Source organism: Asticcacaulis taihuensis (assembly GCF_900100255.1).
GTDB lineage: Bacteria > Pseudomonadota > Alphaproteobacteria > Caulobacterales > Caulobacteraceae > Asticcacaulis > Asticcacaulis taihuensis.
The window spans coordinates 71,640-92,998 of the sequence record NZ_FMTS01000002.1 but is presented as its reverse complement, the minus strand read 5'-3'; the positions used below and the strand labels follow the sequence as shown (position 1 = coordinate 92,998).

General features: G+C 61.5%; 14 protein-coding genes. 10 read left to right on the top strand and 4 right to left on the bottom strand.

Annotation, left to right across the window (positions count from 1 at the left end; all coding sequences use genetic code 11):
- Positions 1–3: 3 nt before the first annotated feature.
- From BLO49_RS07190 to BLO49_RS07175, 4 genes are all read right to left on the bottom strand, one after another.
- On the bottom strand, positions 4–2,649 hold the full coding sequence (locus tag BLO49_RS07190; protein ID WP_245678925.1) for a PAS domain-containing sensor histidine kinase: 2,646 nt from the start codon (positions 2,647–2,649) through the stop codon (positions 4–6).
- A gap of 153 nt (positions 2,650–2,802) precedes the next feature.
- Entirely contained in the window at positions 2,803–3,375 is a 573-nt protein-coding gene (locus tag BLO49_RS07185; RefSeq protein ID WP_090646395.1) for a response regulator, read from the bottom strand.
- A 109-nt stretch (positions 3,376–3,484) separates the two neighbouring features.
- On the bottom strand, positions 3,485–6,115 hold the full coding sequence (gene pepN / locus BLO49_RS07180) for an aminopeptidase N (RefSeq protein ID WP_090646393.1): 2,631 nt from the start codon (positions 6,113–6,115) through the stop codon (positions 3,485–3,487).
- 331 nt (positions 6,116–6,446) lie between these two features.
- On the bottom strand, positions 6,447–7,007 hold the full coding sequence (locus BLO49_RS07175) for a hypothetical protein (protein ID WP_090646390.1): 561 nt from the start codon (positions 7,005–7,007) through the stop codon (positions 6,447–6,449).
- Positions 7,008–7,414: 407 nt separating this feature from the next.
- Between BLO49_RS07175 and ppc the strand changes: the two genes are divergently transcribed.
- The 10 genes from ppc to BLO49_RS07125 all read left to right on the top strand — a co-directional run bounded on the left by ppc (position 7,415) and on the right by BLO49_RS07125 (position 21,353).
- Complete coding sequence (ppc, locus tag BLO49_RS07170; protein WP_090646388.1) at positions 7,415–10,108, top strand: phosphoenolpyruvate carboxylase; 2,694 nt, start codon at positions 7,415–7,417, stop codon at positions 10,106–10,108.
- Positions 10,109–10,279: 171 nt separating this feature from the next.
- Entirely contained in the window at positions 10,280–10,525 is a 246-nt protein-coding gene (locus tag BLO49_RS07165) for an AbrB/MazE/SpoVT family DNA-binding domain-containing protein (protein WP_090646385.1), read from the top strand.
- A complete protein-coding gene (gene mazF, locus BLO49_RS07160; protein ID WP_090646383.1) occupies positions 10,522–10,860 on the top strand; it encodes an endoribonuclease MazF in 339 nt (112 codons plus the stop codon). Before BLO49_RS07165 ends, mazF begins: the two co-directional genes overlap by 4 nt.
- 186 nt (positions 10,861–11,046) lie before the next feature.
- Positions 11,047–12,537, top strand: a complete 1,491-nt coding sequence (zwf, locus tag BLO49_RS07155; RefSeq protein ID WP_090646380.1) for a glucose-6-phosphate dehydrogenase — start codon at positions 11,047–11,049, stop codon at positions 12,535–12,537.
- Entirely contained in the window at positions 12,530–13,321 is a 792-nt protein-coding gene (gene pgl / locus BLO49_RS07150; protein ID WP_090646377.1) for a 6-phosphogluconolactonase, read from the top strand. Before zwf ends, pgl begins: the two co-directional genes overlap by 8 nt.
- A 26-nt stretch (positions 13,322–13,347) precedes the next feature.
- Complete coding sequence (gene edd / locus BLO49_RS07145; RefSeq protein ID WP_090646375.1) at positions 13,348–15,162, top strand: phosphogluconate dehydratase; 1,815 nt, start codon at positions 13,348–13,350, stop codon at positions 15,160–15,162.
- 4 nt (positions 15,163–15,166) lie between these two features.
- Complete coding sequence (locus tag BLO49_RS07140; protein WP_090647311.1) at positions 15,167–16,183, top strand: glucokinase; 1,017 nt, start codon at positions 15,167–15,169, stop codon at positions 16,181–16,183.
- Positions 16,184–16,361: 178 nt separating this feature from the next.
- Positions 16,362–16,994, top strand: a complete 633-nt coding sequence (locus BLO49_RS07135; RefSeq protein ID WP_090646372.1) for a bifunctional 4-hydroxy-2-oxoglutarate aldolase/2-dehydro-3-deoxy-phosphogluconate aldolase — start codon at positions 16,362–16,364, stop codon at positions 16,992–16,994.
- A gap of 104 nt (positions 16,995–17,098) precedes the next feature.
- A complete protein-coding gene (locus tag BLO49_RS07130; protein ID WP_090647308.1) occupies positions 17,099–18,160 on the top strand; it encodes a LacI family DNA-binding transcriptional regulator in 1,062 nt (353 codons plus the stop codon).
- Between the two features lie 583 nt (positions 18,161–18,743).
- Positions 18,744–21,353: a glycoside hydrolase family 3 protein gene (locus tag BLO49_RS07125; protein WP_245678923.1), complete on the top strand. Its 2,610-nt coding sequence runs from the start codon at positions 18,744–18,746 to the stop codon at positions 21,351–21,353.
- Positions 21,354–21,359 lie beyond the last annotated feature (6 nt).

Sequence of the window (21,359 nt, the reverse complement as noted above, 5' to 3'; positions counted from 1 at the left end):
GCCTTAAGCCGCCTGGTCGCCGATTTGCGTGGCGGTCTGGGCGATCGGCAGGATCACGGTGCAGGTGGTACCTTCGCCGAGGACGCTGTCGACCTCGAAACGGCCATTGTGCATCTCGATCAGCGACTTAGTGAGCGCCAGGCCGAGGCCGGTGCCTTCGCGGGTCTTGGAGAACTGGTTCTCGATCTGCTCGAACGGCCTGGCCAGGCGTTCCATGTCCTTGCGGGCGATGCCGATGCCGGTATCAGCCACCGTGATATGGACATTGGTTTCGGTGGCGATGGCCGAGATGGTCAGGGTGCCGCCGGTGGGGGTGAATTTCACCGAATTGGTCAGCAGATTGAGCAGGATCTGCTTCAGGGCGCGGAAGTCGGCCGAAATTTCCGGCAGTTGCGGCAGGTGGACACGCAGCTTCAGGCCGGCGCGTTCCGCCTTTTGCCGGATCAGACGCAGGGTGTCCTCGACCACTTCTTCGATGATTACCGGTTCGAAGCGCAGGTTCAGCTTGCCGGCCTCGATCTTCGACATGTCGAGAATATCATTGATCAGGGACAGCAGGTGCTGGCCCGAACCGAGAATATCGACGGCGTATTCCTTGTAGCGCGGATGGCCGAGCGGGCCGAACATTTCCGACGACATGATTTCCGAGAAGCCGTTGATGGCATTGAGCGGTGTGCGCAGCTCGTGCGACATGTTGGCGAGGAACTCGCTCTTGGCGTGGTTGGCGGCTTCGGCGCGGATCTTGGCGATCTCGTACTTGCGCGCCAGGACCGTCTGCTGCTGGCGGCTCTGTTCCAGCTTTTCAACCAGCCCCTGCAGGGCTTCCTCGTTTTCGCGGCTCTTTTCTTCCTGCACCTTGACGGCGGTGATATCGGCGCCGGTGACGACATGGCCGCCTTCGGCCGTGCGGCTTTCCGATACCTGGATCCACCGGCCATTGTTCAACTCGGCCTCGAAGACGCCTTCGCGCGCGTCCTGGGTTGGCTGCTGGCGGCGGATGGCGATCTGCATCACCTGGTCGATCAGGTGGCGCGGTGTGCCGGGCTTGAGGAAGCGGGCATCGATATTGAAGGTCTCGCCGAAGGTCGCATTCCACATCAGCAGCCGGTTGTGGCGGTCCCACAGCACGAAGGCGTCCGACACCGAATTGATGGCGTCGCGCAGACGGGTTTCGGCGCGCTGGGCGCGGATCTGGGCGATGCGTTCCTGGCTGACATCGAGCGCCACGCCGGACAGGCGCGTGAAGCCGCCTGCCGTGCGTTCGCCGACCGACTGGCCGCGCGCATCGACCCACAGGGCCTGGCCGGTGGCCGAAGGGACGCGGAAGGACACATCGAGTGCGCCGGTGGAGCGGGCGGTTTCCAGCGCCTTTACCACATCGGCCCGTTGTTCCGGGGCGATGCGTTCGAGCACCTCATCGGTAGATGCAACGCCGCCGCCGCCCCAGCCGAGCATGACGCCGGTGACATCGGACATATAGATCAGGTTCTGGCCGATATCCCAGTCGAAGATGCCGCAGCGCGCCGATTCGACCGCCAGGCGGTAGCGCTGCTCGCTGGCCTGAAACAGACGCGCGTCTTCACGGTTCTTGCGCGCCTGGAAGAACAGCAGGAGGCCGAACAGCGCGCCGATCAGCAGCGGGCCGCCCACGAAGGTCACGGCCTTCAGCAGGCTTTGCGACGCCGAGAAAAAGCGCGGCGTGGGCGTGGCCCGGAGCAGGATCAGCGGGCTTGTGTCGGCGCTGCGCAGGGCGTCGGCGGTGCTGAGGTCGGCCTGCGCCACCGAGGCGATCTTGACGAAGCCACCTTCGGTCAGGGCGCCCTGAATGAGATGGCCGGAATCGGCGCGCGCCCGCACCTGGCTGTAGGAAACGGCCAGCGCGGTCTTGATATCCTTGCCCACCAGGGCCTCGCTGGATGCGGCAACGATCAGGCCATCAGGGCCAACCAGCGCGCTTAAGCCCCCTTTGCCATCCGGCGCCGGCAGCAGGCCGTCTGCGAGTCGCGCCACCAGGTCGGGGGCGCCGCCTGCGCCTTTCAGCACGGCGTAGGTGTGATCCGTCCGGCTGAGCTTTGAACCGGCGGTGACGATGGCGAAGGAAGCGTGAGCCTTTTGCGCCGCCTCGATCATCAGGTCGGCGTCCTCGCTGCCGGAGCGGGCGACCACCTCGCTGCCAGTCTCGCCCTCAGCGGTATTGACCAGCGCCGTGCTGGTCAGGGTGTCGCGGCCCAGTTTCAGGGCCAGTTCGGCGGCGGTGAGCGGCGCGTCGGGTTTCTGGGCCAGTTGGCCTTGCGCCGCTTCCAGCGCCAGCCGGGCCGTGCCCAGACGGCCATCGAGCCGGGCGGCATCGAGTCGGGCGGCGGTCAGCAGGGCCTGGCCCTCGGCATCCTTGCCGGCGGAGAGGCTGTTGCCCAGTTGCAGGGTTGACAGGGCCATGAAGATGACGAGGCCGAGTGTGAGAATGAGCGCGCCGATCCGGATCCAGAGCGGCATGGTAGGGGATACGGGCGAGATAATCAGGCGTGACAAGGGGGAGCGGCCGTCAGTGGCTTTCGCCCCGTCATTTCCCGGTTCCTTTTCGGGAGATGCCTTCGTTGTCCGTCCGCCGGCCAGACTTCGGGTGCGCAGGTTTTGATGCGTCTCCGCCACGGGCAGTCCTGTACAGTTTGGCCCTGATGAGCCCGGTCAGATTCGGTTGCGCCCTGATTCGGCGTAGGAGATCAGGGTAAACGCGCCGTTAACCTATTGTCGAGAGTCTTAAGGTTTTATAAACTTAAATAATTCTCCGGCCGCCAAAAGCGGTTAGCTGGCCTCGTCTTCGTCAAAGGTGCCGCTGCCGGCCGAGGTGCTGCGCTTGCGGCCGGTGGGCGGACGATGATCCTCGCTCCAGCCTTCGCGGCGCTCTTCGCCATGGTATTTCGGATCCTGCTTGCGGCGGCGGTCGGGGCCGAAATAGTTGCCGGTGGCGGTCTTGATATAGGGGCGCGGATAATCGACGATGGCGACGATCTTGCGGCGCAGTTCGATGGCCGTCACCGGCTTGCAGCAGAATTCATTGGTGCCGGCGTCGCGCGCGGCGATCACCTTGGACCGCTCCGAATGCGCGGTCAGCATGATGATGGGGACGTAGCGGTTCGGGCTGTCGGAGGAATTACGCACCAGCTTGACGAACTCGACGCCGTCCAACACCTCCATCTGGTAATCGGTGATGCAGATGTCGATTGAGTCGTGTTTCAGGCGGTGAAAGGCTTCGGTGGCGTCGCGCGCCTCGAATATCTGGGTCACGCCAAACCCGCGCAGCAGGGTTTTGACGATATTGATCATGTGGGCGTTATCGTCCACCACCAGGAACCGGACCCGTTCGAGGCTCGCCAATCGTCTCTCCCAAAACCATGCGCAAGGCGACGCCATCCGCGTCTCTTTTGCGCATTCTAGGTAAGCAATGCTTAAGAGTGGTTAATAACCATTAGCTATAACCCTGATTTTAGTCGGCGAGCGCCTTTGTCGCCAGTTCAAGGACGTTTTTCGACAGCTTTGGCGCCGCGGTAATCATTTGCAGGGCCTGGCGCATGTTCTCGCTGTAGGGCTGCGCATAGAAGCGGTAACGGCTGAGCGGTTCGACCAGACGCGCCGCGGTCATGGGGTTGAAGGCGTCGACCGCCAGGATCTGCTCGACCAGGAAGGCATAGCCGCCGCCATCAGGGGCATGGAAGACGCTCTGGTTATTGGCGAAGCCCTGCACGAGGGCGCGCCAGCGATTGGGCGTTTTGGCGTCGAAATCGGGGTGATGGCTGAGGGCCTGAACGCGCGCCAGGGTATCCGGATGCGGTGCTGCCGCCTGCAGCGAAAACCATTTGTCGATGACCAGCGGCTCATGTCTGAAGCGGGCGTAGAAGGCGTCGAGCGCGTTCTGGTAGGGCGCGCCCTGCACATGGGTAAGCGCGATGAGGCCGCCGATCATGTCGGTCATGTTGGTAGCGGCCTTGAAATGCGCCTCGGCCAGCAGGGTCAGTTCGCCCGGATTTTGGCTTAAATCAAAGCCGGCCAGCAGCAGGTCGAGCAGGGCATTGCGCAGGGCGCGGTTGCCGGCCGAGGCGGCATCGGGGCTGAAGGTATTGGCCACCGGCAGGGCATTGTAAAGGTCGCGCAGGGTGTCATGCAGGCGCAGCGAAAGGGCTGCTTTAAAGCGTTTCCGGTTATGATGCAGGAAAGCCGGATCGATCGGAGACTGGCTCTGTGCCAGGTCGGCCTCGGTCGGCAGGCCCAGGATCAGGGCCTTGAAGGCGTCATCCAGCCGGTCGTCGCGCAAGGTCGCTTCCAGCCCCTGCGCGAAGGCGTCGATCAGAGCTTCATCGGGGATTTCGTCGAGCATAATGGCCTTGGCCAGCCCTTGCGCCGCCTCCCAGCGGTTGAAGGGGTCGCTGTCGCCTTTGAAGCGGGCGAAGGCGTGCGATTGTGGCTCGTCGAGATGCAGGGTGACGGGGGCCGAGAAATGGCGCAGCGCCGAAAGCACCGGCGGCATTTCGATATTGCGGATCACCATCTCGGCCTGGGCATCGCGCAGGATGAACAGCCAGGAAACATTGTCCGGTGTGTTGAAGGGCGCCTGGGGCGCGCCGTCTTCATCCAGCACGGCCAGGCGGATCGGGATGGGCAGGGGCTTCTTTTCCGGCTGGCCGGGGGTCGGCGCCGTGACCTGGAGGCAGGTCAGGGTCAGGGTTTTGGCGGCGGCATCATAGTGCTGGGAGATGCGCACCTGCGGCGTGCCGGCCTGGGTGTACCAGTCGATCATGGCGCTGAGGTCGGCGCGCAGTTGCGGATTGTCGGCGGTGACGGCGTGGAAGCTGGCGAGAAAATCCTCCAGCGTTGCGGCGGTGCCGTCGTTGTGCTCGAAATAGTGGTCGAGCGCCTGGCGATAGACCGCCGGACCGGCCAGGGTTTTCAGCATCCCGACAATTTCCGCGCCCTTTTCATAGATGGTGGCGGTGTAGAAATTGTCGATCTTGACATAGGAAGACGGCCGCACACTGTGGGCCAGGGGGCCTGAATCTTCCGGGAACTGGCGGGCGCGTAAGGCGCGGACGTCCTTGATGCGCGCGACGGCGTGGCCGCGCATATCGGCCGAGAATCCCTGGTCGCGGAAAACGGTCAAACCCTCTTTGAGGCAGAGCTGGAACCAGTCGCGGCAGGTGACGCGGTTGCCGGACCAGTTGTGGAAATATTCGTGGGCGATGACCGACTCGATACGCTCGTAATCGGCGTCGGTGGCGGTGGTCGGGTCGGCCAGCAGCAGCGAAGCATTGAAGACGTTCAGTCCCTTGTTTTCCATGGCGCCGAAGTTGAAATCGCGCACGGCCACGATCATGAACAGGTCCAGGTCGTATTCGCGGCCATAGACCTCTTCGTCCCATTTCATCGAACGCTTGAGGGCGTCCATGGCGTAGGCGGCGCGGTCGCGCATTCCTGTATCGACATAGATTTTCAAATCCACCGTGCGGCCGGACATGGTGACAGTCGAGTCTTCGAGTACGTCCAGTTCGCCGGCCACCAGGGCGAACAGGTAGCACGGCTTGAAAAACGGATCTTCCCACAGGGCGTAGTGTTTGCCGTCCGGCAAATCGCCTTTTTCCAGCAGATTTCCGTTGGAGAGGAGGTGCGGGAAACCGGCCTTCGGCGCCTCTATGCGGACGCGGTATTTTGAGAGGCTGTCGGGGCGGTCGAGATACCAGGTGATCTTGCGGAAGCCCTCGGCTTCGCACTGGGTGCAGTAACGGCCGGAGGACATGTAAAGCCCTTCCAGCGTCTTGTTGTTCAGCGGATCGATCTCGACCTCGGTTTCCAGCACGAACTGGTCGGGGACAGAAGCGATGGTCAGGGTTTCGTCGGTGGTGGTATAGTCGACCGGCTGGCCGTCGATGGCGACGCTGATCAGCTTGAGGCGCTCGCCCATCAGGATCAGGGGAGCATCGGCTGCACCCTGCCGTTTGATCGTCAGCCGGGCCTTGACCCGCGTCGTTTCGGGCGCGAGATCGAACGCCAGTTCCGTGGCCGGAATCAGGAAGTCGGGGGCCTTGTAGTCGCTGAGTTTGATCGGCTGGGGCGTATCGGTGCGCATATTCGTTCTGTCTCGCTTGAAGTCTCAGTCCACATGGGACTCTTTTCAGAGAAGCTCAAGCGATACAATGCGATTTTTGGGTGGAAGTGGTGGAATTAAGAAGAAAGATCCAACCACGGATAAGGCACGGATGCCGCCTTGCGGCGACACGGATCAGCACGGATTTCTTTGCGTTGCGAATTTAGTGGCAAATGGTCGCAAATGACGGCTTCGCCGTCCAAAGATGGGACATCTGCGTGTCTTTCGTGATGACCATGAAATCCGTGTCTATCCGTGCAATGATCCGCAAAGCGGATCATATCCGTGCCTTATCCGCGGCCAATTCTTAATTCTATCCCGCCTGGCGGGTGGCTTTCGGGACGTCGGTCACATCGGTTTCGACATGCTGGCGCAACTGGTCGGCGCGCTTGGCCAGCGAGATCAGGTCGTCGTCCAGTTCGCTGTTGTTGCGGGCGTAATCACGCAGATCCTTGACCAGCTTGAGCAGGTGTGGCGCGGCGGCGATCAGGCGGGCCTGCATCTCGATCAGGGCCGGGTCGCGCTCATATTCGGCGCCGGGCACGCGCCAGCCGCCCCAGTCGTTTTCATCGGTGACGACGATCGGATAGGTGCCGGGGAAAGGGTGGTTGCGGCTTTCTTCTGGCGTCTGCCACTTGTTGCGGGCGCGCATCAGGCGCCAGTGCGACAGGTGGCCGTCATCCTTGCTCTTTTCGGCGCTTTCGGGTGTCAGTTCCTCGGCGGCGAAATCACGGCCCAGGCCGCAGTCATAGGTGACGCGTACCGGCTCGTCGAAACCCTTGACCCAGACGGGATTGACCTTGTCGATCACCGCCCAGGTACCGACCGGTTCGACATAGACTCTTTGGTGGCGATGAAAGGTCGCTTTGGCCATGGGACACCCTCTTGCTTATTCTTAAGCTTGTTATGCCCCTCAGCTTACGGGAAAAGTCTTAACAAATGGCGGGCGGTGTTATTATGCCGTTCGGCAATGGTGGGCGCGTTGCCAAGGCGTTGTTTCTAATGAAACTTTGTGTGTAAAAAGTTTGCGAATGAAAAAATATTAAATCAGACAATAATATTCAAGGTCTTGGATTCATTCATACTATCAATATGACCAGTTCTGTACCGAAATTTGTTATCTTGCGATGCACAAAAATCGCGCCTAATCAGGAAGGATAAAACAATAAACCGGCTTGACATCTGATCATGCGTCGTCGGAACAAACCTGACTGCAAGTCTATGTTTTTGTGACGAAAAGTGTGACGAGTGACGGCCCAACGGGTACTCTGGAACACGACTATGATCGACACCGTCCTCAACCACGTCAAGCAACATATCGGCCTGCTCGATGGCTATCTCAGTGAAGCCGTCCACGAATTCGGCAAGGCCGAGGTCATGGACAAGGTCGAGGCGCTGAAAGACAAGACTTTCGATTTCAGTGCCTTGAGTGAATCCGAAGCCGCGCATATCGCCCGCATCATGACGTGCATGTCCATGCTGTCGGTCATTTCCGAGGATGTCGGCCAGCTCGGCAAGATCGACAGTTTCGAGAGCGCCGACGGGTCAATGCAGCCGATCAGCCTGGCCAATGCCGTGGCCTCGGCGCGTCAGTCGGGCCTGGATAAGGCGGAGATCGACGCCACGCTCAGCAGCATCCTGGCCTCGCCGGTCTTTACCGCCCACCCGACGGAGATGCGCCGCGCCTCGATCGTGGAGCGCGAGACCGAAATCGCCACCCTGCTGCAAGCCTATGAAAAGGCCGCCAATGCAGGTGAGAAAAAGCAGGTGGGGGACGATCTCTACCGTGCCGTGGCGCTGTTGTGGAATACCCGCCTCAACCGCCCGGAACGCATCACGGTGCGCGACGAGATCAACAATCTGATCGGCGCGGTCAAGCGCTCGATCCTGCCGGCCCTGGTGACGCTCTATACCGAATGGGGCCGCGACATCCCGCATGAGGGACCGCTGCCGGACGTGCTCAAGCTCGGTTCGTGGATCGGCGGTGACCGCGACGGCCACCCGCATGTCGATGAGGTGACCCTGCGCTATGCCTATCGTGAACAGGCGCGCGTGGCCTTCGATTTCTACCTGGTCCATCTCGACAAGCTCGATACCGAACTGACCATGTCGGACGAGGTGACGCCGGTCAGCGATGCCCTTCAGGAACTGGCGCGCAAGTCGCTCAATACCGATATCCACCGTGTTGATGAGCCCTATCGCCGCGCCATTGCCCATATCCGGCAGCGCCTGCTGCGGACGCGCGCGGAAATCCTGGGTGAATCAGTGGGCAGCCGCGCCGGCGATACCTCGGTCGCTGCGCCGGCCTATGAAAGCTGCGCCGCCTTCCTGTTCGACCTGCGCGTGATCCGCAATTCCCTGGCCAGCAATGGCGGCCGCCGGATGATCGGTGCCACGCTCAAGACCCTGATCCGCATTGCCCGCAGTTGCGGCTTCCACCTGCTGGCGCTCGACCTGCGGCAGAATTCGGACGTGCATGAACGCGTCATCGCCGACCTGTTCACCCAGTCGTCGGAACTGATCGATTATCTCGGCATGTCAGAAAGCGAGCGCTGTTCGCTGCTCTTCGCCGAACTGGCCAATGACCGGATTTTGCGCTGGGACTATGCCAGCTATTCCGAGGAGACGCGCAAGGAACTGCGCATTGTCGATGCGGCGGCCGAGATCGTTAAAACTTTCGGGCCGGAAGCCTTTGGCGCCTATGTCATTTCCAAAGCCGGTTCGGTATCCGATATCCTGGAGCCGCTGGTGCTGCTGAAACAGGCCGGCCTGGTGCGCGGCGGACCGCAGCCGCACTGCATGATGAAGATTTCGCCCCTTTTCGAGACCATTGGCGACCTGGAGGCGGCGCCGGAAATCATGAAGAAGTGGCTGGGCAATTTCGCCGTCCGTTCGCTGATGGGGCGCCCGGCGTTGCAGGAAGTGATGCTCGGCTATTCCGATTCCAACAAGGACGGCGGCTACACCTCTTCGCGCTGGTCGTTGCACAAGGCGTCGAAGGCGATCAAGGCGGTATGCGACAAGGCCGGCGTGCAGTTGCGCCTGTTCCATGGCCGCGGCGGCAGCGTGGGGCGCGGCGGCGGGCCGGCCTTCGCGGCGATTTTGGCCCAGCCCGAAGGCACGGTCGGCGGGCAGATCCGCGTCACCGAACAGGGCGAGGTGATCGCGCGCAAGTTCGGCAATGTCGTCACCGCCCACAAGACGCTCGACAGCTTCGCGGCCGCCACCTTCCTGGCCACGGTGCCGAAGCGGGGGGCCAAGACCGCCGCCCATACGGCCGATGCGAAGCTGGAGGAAAAGTTCACGCCGCTGATGGACCAGGTTCACGCGGCCGCTTTCGATGCCTATCGCGGCCTGGTTTATGACGATCCGCATTTCCTCAACTTCTTCCGCACGGTGACGCCGGTGGACGAGGTCAGCAATCTCAAGATCGGCTCGCGCCCGGCGTCGCGCACGGCGTCGGGCAAGATCGAGGATCTGCGCGCCATTCCATGGGTTTTCGCCTGGTCGCAGACGCGCTTCATGCTGCCCGGCTGGTACGGTTTCGCCGCGGCGGTGCGCGAACTGGCGATCAGCGACGACGTGCTGAAGGAAATGATGCAGTGGGACTTTTTTGAGGTCTTCATCGCCAATATGGAAATGGCCCTGGCCAAGACCGACATGGAGATCGCCGGGCTTTATGCGGGCCTGGCCGGTGAGCCGGAAGAAGCGGCGCGCATCTATGCCAAGGTCAAATTCGAGTTTGACGATACGGTGGCGCTGATCCTGCGCCTGCGCGGCGCGCCCTATCTGCTCTCGACCCATGAGCGCCTGCGCAACCAGATCGAGCGCGCCAATCCGCTGCTGGGTTCGCTCAATCGTTTGCAGGTTTACCTGCTGGGCATCCGCCGCCACGGCAACAAGCACAAGCTGGTGCAACTGGCCATGCAACTGACGGTCAATGGCATTGCGAGCGCGCTTAGAAATACGGGATGATGTAGGCCATTGACCGTTTTTACGCTGCGCTACCGCCGCTCGGGCGGCCCCGTTCGCTGCTTGAGCGCGGCAACGGAATTGCGTACGCGCTGCGCCATACAGGGTGAACGTCGTATTGATTCCCGCGGCCGTTTCGGTTAATGTATCTACATTGGATCAACGGAGGCGGGTATGAAGGTCGCGCTGGCGAAATGGGGAAACAGCACCTCGGTGCGTATTCCCAGTGCCTATTTATCGGCGCTGAATCTGAAGGCCGCCGATACCGTGGATATGCGGCTGGAAGATGGCCGGCTGGTCATCGAGCCTGCCATTGCCGAGGATGAGGCCGATCTGGAAGACTTGCTCAGCCGCCTGACGCCGGACGTCATTCAGACCGAGGCCGATTTCGGTGCGCCCCACGGCAATGAAGCTCTATGAGCGACTATGTGCCCGATGAGGGCGATATTGTCTGGCTGGAATTCGATCCGCAGGCGGGGCATGAGCAGGCTGGCCACCGGCCGGCCGTGGTCCTGAGCCCGCGTATTTACAACGATCGCCAGAGCCTGATGCTGTGTTGTCCGATTACGACGAAGATCAAGGGCCATCCCTGGGAAGTGGTACTGGGTGGAGACGTGGCCAGCGCGATTCTGGCCGATCAGATCAAGAGCCTCGACTGGCGTGTGCGCAAGGCGCAGAAAAAAGGCGGGGTGACGCGCGAAGAACTGATCCGTGTGCGCAAGCTGGCCAAGGCGCTGATCGGTCGAAGCGTTTGATTTAGGCGCGTTTCCAGCTTGTATCCTTAGGCGCTGATGGCCTATATGACCGCTGCGGGCGCGGCATTTGTGACGCCCGCTGACATTCATTGTTGACCTGCCGGAAAACAGGGGTTATGACAACGCTGTCATGACTAAAGCTCTGGGCACAAAGGGCGGGTCACAGGTTCGGAACGAAAAGGTCTCATGTCGGCATCTTCTGGAAGTAATGGCGCGCGCCAACAGGTTTTCGTCCTTGTCGGGGGCACGGGCGATCTGGCCATGCGCATGTTGTGGCCGTCGCTGGCCATGCTGGACCAGGAAGGCTTCCTCTCCGATAACCTGCGTATCATTTCCGTGGCCCGCGAAGACTGCGGCACTGAGGTCTGTGTCGACCGCATCGGCAATGCCGTCACCAGCCGCTTCGGCGAATGGACCACGCCGGAAGCCCTCAGCCGCTTCCGCAAGCGCATCGTCCACGTCGCGCTCGACGCCGCCCATGACGACTGGGGCTCGAAGCTGAAAGCCGAGTTGGGCGATCCGGACACGCTCGACATCGTCTTCTTCCTGTCGGTGTCGCCATCGCTTTTCAAGCCGATCTGCGAGCACATTGAAAAGGCCGGTCTGAACAAGGCGCCCAACCGCGTCATCATCGAGAAGCCGATCGGCCGCGACCTGGCCACCTCGAAGGTGATCAACGATTCGGTCGCCCACGCCTTCGCCGAAGACCGCACCTTCCGCATCGACCACTATCTGGGCAAGGAAACGGTGCAGAACCTGATCGCCCTGCGCTTCGGCAATATGGTCTTCGAGCCGCTGTGGAATTCGCAGTCGATCGACCACATCCAGATCACCATTGCCGAAACGGTCGGCGTGGCGGATCGTCTCGGCTATTACGATGAATACGGCGCCATCCGCGACATGTTGCAGAACCACCTGCTGCAACTGCTCTGCCTGCTGGCCATGGAACCGCCTTCGGCCCTGACCTCGGACGCCCTGCGCGATGAAAAGGTCAAGGTGCTGCGCTCGCTGAAGGCCATTACGGCCGAAAACGTGCTGACCAATACGGCACGCGGTCAGTACGGTCCGGGTTTCGCCGACGGTCATCCGGTGGCCGGGTATGAAGCCGAGAAGGGTTCGCCCTCCAATACCGAGACCTTCGTTGCCATCAAGGCCGAGATCGCCAACTGGCGCTGGGCCGGCACGCCGATCTATATGCGCACGGGCAAATGCCTGCCATCGCGCACCACGGAAATCGTTATCCAGTTCAAGCCTTTGCCGCACTCGATCTTCGGGCCCGAGGCCCAGGCCAACCGCCTGCTGATCCGTCTCCAGCCGGAAGAAGATATTTCGCTGACCCTGATGAACAAGGCGCCGGGCCTGACCTCAGAAGGCGTGCATCTCCAGCCGCTGGATCTCAGCCTGTCGCTGATCAAGGCATTTGACGACAGCAAGGACGGCAAGCCGCCGCGCCGCCGCATCGCCTATGAGCGCCTGATCCTCGATGCGCTGAATGGCAACAACGCCCAGTTCGTGCGCCGCGACGAGGTCGAGGCCGCCTGGACCTGGGTGGACGGCATCATCAAGGCGTGGCACGACAAGGACATGAAGCCGCAGAAATATCCGGCCGGCACCTTCGGCCCGGTCAGCGCTTTCAGCCTGATTGAACGCGATAACGGACGCATGTGGAATGACTGAGGCCGCGCACAAGCTCAACGTCTCGGAAGACGTGCTGACCTGGAATGCCCACGGCAAGACCGTGACCGTGCATTGCTTCGCCAATACGCAGCGCGCCGGCACCTATATCGCCGACGCCATAGCCGACAGCCTGCGCCAGGCCATTGATGCGCGCACCAAGGCGGTCTGGATCGGTTGTGGTGGCACCACGCCGAAGCCGATCTACCAGCACCTGATCCATGCCGAACTGGACTGGTCGAAAGTGACCCTGGCCCAGGTCGATGAGCGCGTTGTGCCGGTGGATGAGGCGGCTTCCAACACGCGCATGATGCGCGAGGCGCTGGCGCCGGTGCTGGCTGACAAGGATCACACCGGGATGAAATTCCTGACACTGATCCAGGATATCGACGACCAGGCCGCCTGCGCTGAAAAGGCGGAAAAGGCCCTGCGTGATCTCAATGGCGGCGAGGCGCCGCGTTTTGATTTCGCCCTGATGGGCATGGGGCCGGATACGCACTACGCCTCGATCTTCCCGCATAATCCCATCAATGCCGAGGTCTATACCACCGAGCGGCTGGTGTTGCCGGTACAGCCGCACACCGATGGTTCTGAGCCGAAATTGCCGCGTATTACTTTGTCGGTGCCGGCGATCAATAATTCGCGCCGTATTCTTTTCTACATCACGGGACAGGCCAAGCTCGATGCGCTCAAAAGCGCGACCGAGGACACCGACCCCTATACCTCGCCGATCGGCGCGTTTATCGCGCAATGTCCGACCGACGTCGAATTCGTCTGGGCAAGTTGAGTGGGCGGGCTAAAGGACTAAATATCATGACGACACTACACCCCGTTATCGCCGAAGTGACTGCACGTATCATTGAGCGCTCAAAGGATCTGCGTAAGCAATTCATGGCGCGCGCCGACCGTTACAAGGCGAATGAACCGCGCCGCAAGAAGCTGTCGTGCGCCAATTACGCCCACGTCGTGGCCGCCTCTTCGGACAATGACAAGCTTCAGGCCGCGCTTGATTCCGTGCCCAATATCGGCATCGTGACCGCCTATAACGACATGCTGTCGGCGCACCAGCCCTATCACGACTACCCCGAAAAGCTCCGCGTCATGGCGCGTCAGTTCGGCGCCACCACGCAGGTTGCCGGTGGCGTGCCGGCCATGTGCGACGGCGTGACGCAAGGCCGTCCGGGTATGGAACTCAGCCTGTTCTCGCGCGATGTCATCGCCATGTCGACGGCCGTATCTCTGAGCCATGATGCCTTCGATGCCGCCCTGATGCTGGGTATCTGCGACAAGATCGTGCCGGGGCTGGTCATCGGTGCCCTGTCGTTTGCCCACCTGCCTATCATCTTCGTGCCCTCCGGTCCGATGGGCTCCGGTCTGCCGAACCCGGAAAAGGCCAAGGTCCGCACCCGTTATGCGCTGGGTGAGGTCGGGCGTGATGCGCTTCTGGCCGCCGAAATGGCCTCCTACCATTCGGCCGGCACCTGCACCTTCTACGGCACCGCCAATTCCAATCAGATGCTGATGGAAATGATGGGCCTGCATGTGCCGGGCGCCGCCTTCGTCCATCCGAACACGCCCTTGCGTGACGCCCTGACGCAGTGCGCCGTAGAGCGTGCGGCGAAGACCGCTGAAAACTCCAAAAATCCGCATCGCCTGGCCGATGTCATCGATGCGAAGGCGATCGTCAATGGCGTCATCGGCCTGATGGCGACGGGTGGTTCGACCAACCACGCCCTGCACCTGCCGGCCATGGCCCGCGCCGCCGGCGTGATCCTGACCTGGGAAGACATGGACAAGATTTCGTCCGTGGTGCCGCTGCTGGCGCGCGTCTATCCGAATGGCTCGGCCGATGTGAACCATTTCCACGCTGCTGGCGGCATGGGCTTTGTCATCAAGGAACTGCTGAACGCCGGCCTGATGCATGGCGATGTCCAGACCATCTGGGGACAGGGCATGGCGGATTACGCGAAGGAGCCTGTGCTGCAGAACGGCGTCGTCGTCTGGCGCGATGCGCCGGAACAGAGCCTCGACGAAAACATCCTGCGTCCGGCCTCCAATCCGTTTTCGCCGGAAGGCGGCCTGCGCGAGGTCAAGGGCAATCTCGGCACGTCGATCGCCAAGGTTTCGGCCGTCAAACTGGAACATCAGATTGTCGAGGCGCCGTGCGTGGTCTTCGACGACCAGGACGATTTCCTGGCGGCCTTCAAGGCCAAACAACTGCCGGAAGGCGATTTCATTTGCGTCGTCCGCTTCCAGGGGCCAAAAGCCAACGGAATGCCGGAACTGCACAGCCTGACGCCGTCGCTTTCCAGCATTCTCGACGCGGGCCGCAAGGTCGCTTTGGTTTCTGACGGCCGCATGTCGGGGGCATCGGGAAAGGTGCCTGCCGTTATCCACCTGACGCCGGAAGCGGTTGACGGCGGACCGATTGCAAAACTTAAGAACGGGGACGTGCTGCGCGTTGATTGCGTAGCCGGCACCATAGACTTCCTCGGAGATGCCGCCGAGTTTTCACAAAGAACAAATGCTGATCGGCCACCAGAAGCCGACGGCATGGGACGGGAACTTTTTGCGCACATGCGTCGTTCGGTAGGACCGGCCGACCAGGGTGGCGCCGTTTTTTGGTAACTATATGACAAAGCATTTCGAGGCCAGTTCGGTCACAACCTCCTTCAACCGCCCCTTACGCGGACTTGTGGGGGATATCGGCGGCACCAATGCCCGCTTCGCCATTGCGGAGCGCCGGGAAGGCAAGACCAGCCTGACGAACTTCAAGTCGCTGGAAACGGCTGAGCACAAGGACGTCTACAAGGCGCTGGCTGCCTATTTCGACATGATCGGCGGCAAGCCGGAACTGGACTATGCCTGCGTGGCCGTGGCCGGGCCGGTGAAGAACGGCCATATCAAGTTCACCAACCTCGACTGGGAAGTCGAGGAGGGGCTGCTGGCGAAAGCGACCGGCGCACGCCGCGCCAGGCTGATCAATGATTATGCCGGCCTGGCCTTTGCCTTGCCGCATCTCGAAGAGGGCGATACCAAGTGCATCGGGCCGGTGAAACAGGGTTTCGGCGATGTCCATGCCGTGATGGGGGCGGGCACCGGTTTCGGCGCTTCGGTGCTGGTGGGCGGCGAGTTCGGGCCTTACTGCCTGTCGACGGAAAGCGGCCATATCTCGTTCGCGCCGGTCAATGATTATGAGAGCGAAATCCTGCGTTTCCTGCGCAAGAAGCATGGCCGCGTGACGGTCGAAATGCTGCTGTCCGGTCCGGGCCTGGTCAATCTCTATCAGGCGATTTCCTCGATCCGCGGCGAACTGGCCGAAGACCTGACGCCGGCGCAGATCACCCACCTGGAAGGTGAGGACGCCACCGGATCGCGCTATACGGTGGAAGCCTTCCTCGACATCATGGCGTCGGTCTGCGGTGACCTGGCCCTGGCGCATGGCGCGACCTCGGGCATGTTCATCGCTGGCGGCATCGCGCCACGTCTGATCAAGCATATTGACGAACTGCGTTTCCGCGCCCGCATGGAGGCCAAGGCGCCGCTGGCGGGCATGGTGGCCGGCATTCCGTCACGCATTATCATCCATCCGTATGCGGCGCTGCTCGGTTCGGCGAATGCCTTAACCGACGTGCAGATTACGGCTTAAGAGTAGTAAGTAAGAAACCCCACCACCACCACGCCTTTCAGGCGCGGTCCCCCTCCCCACCAAAGGTAGGGAGGTATAAGAAAGCGCTTGTACCTCCCCGGCTTGCCGGGGAGGGGGACCATGAGCGCAGCGAATGGTGGTGGGGTATCTTGCTTTCCCAGAACTAAAGGAAACACCCATGTCCACGCATCCCGATGTAGAAAAATTCATGACCATGGGCCCGGTGCTGCCGGTGATGGTCATCCCGTCACTCGACCAGGCCCTGCCCCTGGCTGACGCGCTTATAGCCGGTGGCATCCGGGCGCTGGAAATCACCCTGCGCACCGATTGCGCGCTGGATGCCATCAGGCTGATCTCGAAGGAACGTCCGGAGGCCGTTGTCGGCGCCGGCACGGTGCTGACGCCGAAGGACGCTGAAAAGGCCGAGAAGGCCGGGGCCAAGTTCCTGGTTTCGCCGGGCCTGACCAAGACCCTGGCACATCAGGATGTTCTGCCGCTGCTGCCGGGCGTGGCGACCTCTTCCGAAGTGATGAAGGCGCTGGAATGGGGCTTCACCCACCTGAAGTTTTTCCCGGCTGTCCCGGCCGGCGGCGTGCCCTATCTGAAGAGCATTGGCGGTCCGCTGCCGCAGGTCAAGTTCTGCCCGACCGGCGGTATCGACGCGAAAAACGCCGCCGATTTCCTGGCGCTCGATAATGTGCTGTGCGTCGGCGGTTCGTGGGTCGCGCCGGCCAAGGCGATGAACGACGGCAATTGGGCTGAGATTACCCGCCTCGCGGCCGAAGCCGTGGCGACCTTCGGGAAAAAATAAGTGTCTGAATTGGCTTGCGTCCAACCCATTGACAAAGCTGTCATGACGGACGCAAGCTGATAAGACCAATATAATAAACAAGGGCTCGGATTCGAGTGACCCAGATCAAGGCACCTGCCGCAAAAGAGCCGTCCGTTTCCAGCGCGGTTTCCACCATCAATGACGTGGCGCGGCTGGCCGGTGTATCGATCAAGACCGTTTCGCGGGTAATGAACGATGAGCCGAATGTGCGCGAGGAAACCCGCACCAAGGTCAAGGAAGCCGCCGCCCGCCTGCATTACCGGCCGAACCTGCTGGCCCGGTCGCTTGCCGGTTCGCGCAGCTTCCTGATCGGGCTTTTGTACGATAACCCGTCCTCCAGCTATGTCATCGACCTCCAGCAGGGCGTGATCGAGCGCTGCCGCCAGAGCGGTTACCATGTGCTCAGTGAGCCGCAGGACAGCCTGGCGCCGGATATCGGCCGGGCGATCGCCTCCCTTCTGGCCACCATCCGCCTCGATGGCGTGATACTGACGCCGCCGCTGTGCGACATGGCGGTGGTGCTGGATGCGGTTGAAGCCGCGGGCGTTCCCTATGTGCGTGTCTCGCCCTCGCTGTTTCCCGGCCGCTCGGCCCTGGTGGAAATGGACGACACCCAGGCCGCCTACGAGATGACGCAGTTCCTGCTCGGCCAGGGGCATAGGGATATCGGTTTTGTGCGCGGCCACCCGGAACACGGTTCCTCGCACCGGCGCTATGATGGTTTCATCAAGGCGATGCACGAGGCGGGGGCAGAGCCGCATTCGCGCCGTATCGCGCAAGGCTTCAACAGCTTCGCTTCGGGCCTGGAAGCGGCCAAGGCGCTTTTCATGGATGCCGGCAATCTGCCGACCGCCATTTTCGCCTCCAATGATGAAATGGCCTTTGGCGTCATGGCCTATGCCCAGCAGACCGGCGTGCGGGTGCCCGATCAGGTGTCGGTGGTCGGTTTCGATGATACGCCGGGCTCGATGATCATCTGGCCGCACCTGACCACGATCCGCCAGCCGGTGACTGATCTCGCCTATGCGGCGGCCGATATGTTGCTGTCACGTGCCTCGGCCGATGAAGATGCGCCGAATTTCAGCGACACGCGCCGGGAACTGCCGTTTGAACTGGTGATGCGCGAATCGGCGAAGGCGGTTTAGGAAGTAAGAAACCCCACCACCATCCGTCTTCGCCTAAAGGCTACGCCGGACGGTGGTGGGGTATCTTGCTTTCTTTGAGGTCTAAATCAAAAAAAACCCGATGAACCACAAGGTCCATCGGGATAAAGGCCAGTGCCTTCCAAATAATGCCACATTTAAGAAGGCGCTTTAAAACCACGACAGCGAAACGGCTATGAAAAAGGGAAAGAAACCGGGCCGCATAATGGTTTTAAACACAGATCCCGATCCGCAAATTCCAGAAAAATTCGCACAGCGGGAAAACAGGGTGAGACAGTCATAGCAAATCTGACAACGCTGTCAAATAAATAATGAAAGCAAATATGTTTTTTGACGTCAAACGCTGTTTATATTGCGCTGCAACCGTTCGCGCCAAAGGGATGGTGACTTGACGGGGCTTGATAGCGCTGTCATTAAACCGGGCAGGTCCGGTCGTCACAGACAGCCAAACGGGCCGACAAAAGCAGTGACAGGTGGGCGATAACGGGCGGCTTTTTCAGACCGCACGGCCGTGCTACAGGTCAAAGAAAAAATGTTGTGGAAGAACGACCCAAGGAGCACTCCATTGTCTCATAAATCTTCGCTCAGGCCCGCCCTTCTGTTTGGCGCAGCACTCGGTGTGTTGTGTACGCTTGGTTTTAGCCTGCCGGAAGCGGCGCAGGCCAAGGCGAAAGCCGCCGCGCATAAAACCGTCAAGAAGAAGAGCGTAAAGAAAAAGGTTGTGGCCAAGGCGCCGGCCACCATTGCGGTCGATCCGGCCTGGCCGAAACTGGCCCCGGCCGGTCTGGTCGATCCGGCCACCGAGGCGAAGATCACCGACATCATGAGCAAGATGACGCTTGAGGAAAAGGTCGGCCAGACCATCCAGGCCGATATCGCCTATATCAAGCCGGAAGACCTCAAAACCTATCCGCTGGGCTCCATCCTGGCCGGCGGCAATTCCGCGCCCGGCGGTAATGAACGCGCCACGCCGGACCAGTGGCTGAAACTGGCGGATGATTACTGGCGCGCCGCGCTCGATCGCCCAACCAAGGCGCCGATTCCGTTGCTCTTCGGTATCGATGCCGTGCATGGCCATTCCAATCTCGTCGGCGCCACCATCTTCCCGCACAATGTCGGCCTGGGCGCGACGCATGATCCGGACCTGATCGAAAAGATCGGCGCCGCCACCGCCGCCGAAATGGCCGCGGCGGGTGTGGACTGGACCTTCGCCCCGACGGTCGCCGTGGCGCGTGACAAGCGCTGGGGCCGTTCTTATGAATCCTATTCGGAAAACCCCGCCGATGTCGCCGCCTATGCCGGCCGCATGGTCGAGGGGCTGCAAGGAGAGGGCGGCGGCGCCAATGGCATCCAGCCGGGCCATATCATGTCCACCGCCAAACACTTCCTCGGCGACGGCGGCACGAAGGACGGCAAGGACCAGGGCGATGCCGAGATGAGCGAGGCTGATCTGGCGCGCATCCACGGCGCCGGTTATCCTCCGGCCATTGAGGCCGGCGCCCTGTCGGTCATGATCTCGTTTTCATCCTGGAACGGCCAGAAGATGGCCGGCAATAAGCGCCTGATCACCGGCGCGTTGAAGCAGCGGATGCACTTCGATGGCTTCACCATCACCGACTGGGACGCCCACCGTCAGTTGGAAAGCTGCGCCAAGGACGATTGCCCGGAGGCGATGAACGCCGGGGTCGATATGTTCATGGCGCCGGATTCGTGGAAGCCGATGTATGAGAATACGCTGGCCGATGTGAAGGCCGGCACCATTCCGATGTCGCGTCTCGATGACGCCGTGCGCCGCATCCTGCGTGCCAAGATCAAGGGCGGGCTGTTTACGCTGGGCGCGCCGCTCGACCGGCCGCTTTCCGGCAAATGGGACCAGTTGGGCTCGCCCGAACACCGCGCCCTCGCCCGCCAGGCGGTGCGTGAATCGCTGGTGCTGATCAAGAACGAGAACCACACCCTGCCGCTCGATCCGGGCGCGCGCATCCTGGTCACCGGTTCCGGGGCCAACGATATCGGCAAGCAGTCGGGCGGCTGGACGATCACCTGGCAGGGCACCGGCAACAGTCGCGCCGATTTCCCGAATGGCGAGACCATCTATGAGGGCATTGCCGGGGCGGTGAAGCAGGCCGGGGGCGTGGCCACGCTCAGCGACAATGGGTTCTACAAGGAAAAGCCCGACGTGGCCGTGGTGGTCATCGGCGAAGATCCTTACGCCGAATTCCAGGGCGACCGCACCAATCTTGACTACCAAACCGGCGATCGCACCGACTTGGAGATGATCCACAAGCTGAAATCGGCTGGCATCAAGGTGGTCACCGTCTTTCTGTCGGGCCGCCCGCTCTGGACCAATCCGGAAATCAACGCTTCCGACGCCTTTGTCGAGGCCTGGCTGCCGGGCACCGAAGGCGGGGGCATCGCCGATGTCATCGTGGGCGACCTGAACAAGCAGCCGCGCTATGATTTCAAGGGCAAGCTGACCTTCTCGTGGCCGAAGACCGCCAATCAGGGGCCGCTCAATATCGGCACCGCCGGCTATGATCCGCTCTTCCCCTATGGCTACGGCCTGACCTACGCAGATATCGGCGATGTGCCGCAATTGTCGGAAGATTCCGGCCTGCGCAACGAAGCCGTGGTCAATGTCGATACCTATTTCGCCGCCGGCCGCGTAAAAGCACCGTGGCAATCGGCGGTGATGGATGGCCAGGGCATCACCATGGTCAGCGGTGCTTCGGTGGAAAGCGCCAGCGGCAATGTCACCCAGACGACGGTGGACGCCGACAAGCAGGAATCCGGCCGCTCGGTGGTTTTCAAGGGCAAGGGCATCGGCGCGGTGGCCATTTTCGGCTCGCCGGTCGATCTCAGCCGCCAGACTACGGGCAAGATGGCGCTGGCCGTCACCTATCGCCTCGATTCCGCCGTCTCCGGCCCGGTTATGCTGACCATGGGCAAGGACGAAAAGACCTATACCTCGCTCGATATCGGCCCGGAACTGAAAGCGCCGGTCGGGCAATGGACCACGCTCAAGGTCAAGCTGGATTGCTATCAGGCAGCCGGGCTCGACGTGTCTCAGGTCGGCGTGCCGTTCTCGCTGGCGACGACGACGCCTCTGTCGATCAGCTACAGCGAGATCAAGCTGGCTTCGGACGAGGGGGATGCTGTCTGTCCGGCGAAGTGATAAATG

Excerpts from the sequence above, each read along its gene's own strand:
- pepN (WP_090646393.1), bottom strand. The coding sequence starts at position 6,115 with ATGCGCACCGATACGCCCCAGCCGATCAAACTCAGCGACTACAAGGCC.
- BLO49_RS07175 (WP_090646390.1), bottom strand. The coding sequence starts at position 7,007 with ATGGCCAAAGCGACCTTTCATCGCCACCAAAGAGTCTATGTCGAACCG.
- ppc (WP_090646388.1), top strand. The coding sequence starts at position 7,415 with ATGATCGACACCGTCCTCAACCACGTCAAGCAACATATCGGCCTGCTC.
- BLO49_RS07165 (WP_090646385.1), top strand. The coding sequence starts at position 10,280 with ATGAAGGTCGCGCTGGCGAAATGGGGAAACAGCACCTCGGTGCGTATT.
- mazF (WP_090646383.1), top strand. The coding sequence starts at position 10,522 with ATGAGCGACTATGTGCCCGATGAGGGCGATATTGTCTGGCTGGAATTC.
- zwf (WP_090646380.1), top strand. The coding sequence starts at position 11,047 with ATGTCGGCATCTTCTGGAAGTAATGGCGCGCGCCAACAGGTTTTCGTC.
- pgl (WP_090646377.1), top strand. The coding sequence starts at position 12,530 with ATGACTGAGGCCGCGCACAAGCTCAACGTCTCGGAAGACGTGCTGACC.
- edd (WP_090646375.1), top strand. The coding sequence starts at position 13,348 with ATGACGACACTACACCCCGTTATCGCCGAAGTGACTGCACGTATCATT.
- BLO49_RS07140 (WP_090647311.1), top strand. The coding sequence starts at position 15,167 with ATGACAAAGCATTTCGAGGCCAGTTCGGTCACAACCTCCTTCAACCGC.
- BLO49_RS07135 (WP_090646372.1), top strand. The coding sequence starts at position 16,362 with ATGTCCACGCATCCCGATGTAGAAAAATTCATGACCATGGGCCCGGTG.